The following is a 1,709-nucleotide window of genomic DNA, read 5'->3' as shown; positions in this document are numbered from 1 at the left end:
CCGGGGGGTCCGGGGGCTTCCTGCTGTCTGTCATAAACACAACCCGTTCGCGGGTTGGCTAACCTTATTTTAGTTGGGGCCCACCCAACCCGCCGTCGCCCCCACATACATTCGGGAAATCCGACCTACTCGTCGATCTTCGCCATGACCTCGTCCGACACGTCGAAGTTCGCCCAGACCTCCTGAACGTCGTCGCTGTCCTCCAGGGCCTCGATCAGCCGGAAGATCTTGCGCGCGCCATCCTCGTCCAGCTCGACCGAGACGCTGGGCAGGAAGTTGGCGTCGGCCGAGTCGTAGTCGATCCCGGCGTCGACGAGCGCGGTGCGCACGGCGACCATGTCGGTGGCCTCGCTGACCACCTCGTAGGTCTCGCCCAGGTCGTTGACCTCCTCGGCGCCGGCGTCGAGCACCGCGCCCAGGATGTCGTCCTCGCTCAGGCCGTTCTTCGGCACGATCACAACGCCCTTGCGGGTGAACATGTACGACACCGACCCCGGGTCGGCCATCGAGCCGCCGTTGCGCGTCATCGCGACCCGCACGTCGGACGCCGCGCGGTTGCGGTTGTCGGTCAGGCACTCGATCAGCACCGCGACACCGTTCGGCCCGTACCCCTCGTACGTGATCGACTGGTAATCGGCGCCGCCGGCCTCCGCACCGGAGCCGCGCTTGACCGCGCGGTCGATGTTGTCGTTCGGGACCGAGGACTTCTTGGCCTTCTGAATGGCGTCGTAGAGCGTCGGGTTGCCGGCGACGTCACCGCCGCCGGTGCGGGCCGCCACCTCGACGTTCTTGATCAGCTTGGCGAAGAGCTTTCCGCGCCTGGCGTCGATGACGGCCTTTTTGTGCTTGGTGGTCGCCCACTTCGAGTGGCCGGACATCCGCCTCTACTCCTTCGGGTCGCGGGTGCGCTGCACGGACCTGTACAGGCTGGAAGATCCTACCGGCGCGCGGACTCAGAGCGTGGCACGGACCATGTCCACGAAGTACGCGTGCACGCGCCGGTCGGGGGTGAGCTCGGGGTGGAAGGACGTGGCGAGCAGGTTGCCCTGGCGAACCGCCACGATCCGGTCGCCGTACGGCTCGGCGCTCAGCCGGGCCAGCACCTCGACCTCGGCGCCGACCGACTCGACCCACGGGGCCCGGATGAACACGCCGTGGATGGGGTCGCCGCCGTCGAGGCCGGCGAACGGGACGTCGGCCTCGAACGAGTCGTTCTGGCGCCCGAACGCGTTGCGCCGCACGATCATGTCGATCCCGCCGACCGTCTCCTGGTCCTCGCGGCCGTCCAGGATCTTGTCCGCGAGCATGATCATGCCCGCGCACGAGCCGTAGACCGGCATGCCCTCGGCGACGCGCGCGCGCAGCGTCGGGAACAGGCCGAAGGAGACCGCGAGCTTGGACATCGTGGTCGACTCGCCACCGGGTATGACGAGCGCGTCGAGGTCGGCGAACTCCTCGACCTTGCGCACCGGGCGCGCGATCGCGTCGAGTTCGGCCAGCGCGATGGCGTGTTCGCGCACGTCGCCCTGGAGGGCGAGGACACCGATGATGGGGGTGGTGGACACGTCAACCTCGTCCGGTCGTAGGTACCGAGCCGGGGGGGGGCGCGGGGGGGGGGGGGGGGCCGCCCCCCCCCCGGGGGGGGGGAGAGGCTCCGAATGACAAAAACCAAAACCCCACCCCACAAATACAACGGGATTGGCGGAGAG

The 1,709-nt window shown here is 68.5% G+C and carries 2 protein-coding genes; both read right to left on the bottom strand.

From position 1 onward, the window contains the following. Positions 1 to 125: 125 nt before the first annotated feature. On the bottom strand, positions 126 to 878 hold the full coding sequence (locus ACWGR4_RS35165; protein ID WP_452134140.1) for a YebC/PmpR family DNA-binding transcriptional regulator: 753 nt from the start codon (positions 876 to 878) through the stop codon (positions 126 to 128). A gap of 75 nt (positions 879 to 953) precedes the next feature. After that, positions 954 to 1,565, bottom strand: coding sequence for a pyridoxal 5'-phosphate synthase glutaminase subunit PdxT (gene pdxT, locus ACWGR4_RS35160; protein WP_380010294.1), 612 nt, complete (start codon positions 1,563 to 1,565; stop codon positions 954 to 956). Positions 1,566 to 1,709 lie beyond the last annotated feature (144 nt).

The organism is Embleya sp. NPDC055664, from assembly GCF_053618075.1.
This window is presented reverse-complemented; position numbering and strand designations above follow the sequence as displayed.

Bases quoted from the DNA above. Each gene is read 5' to 3' on its own strand.
- ACWGR4_RS35165 (WP_452134140.1), bottom strand. From the start codon at position 878: ATGTCCGGCCACTCGAAGTGGGCGACCACCAAGCACAAAAAGGCCGTC.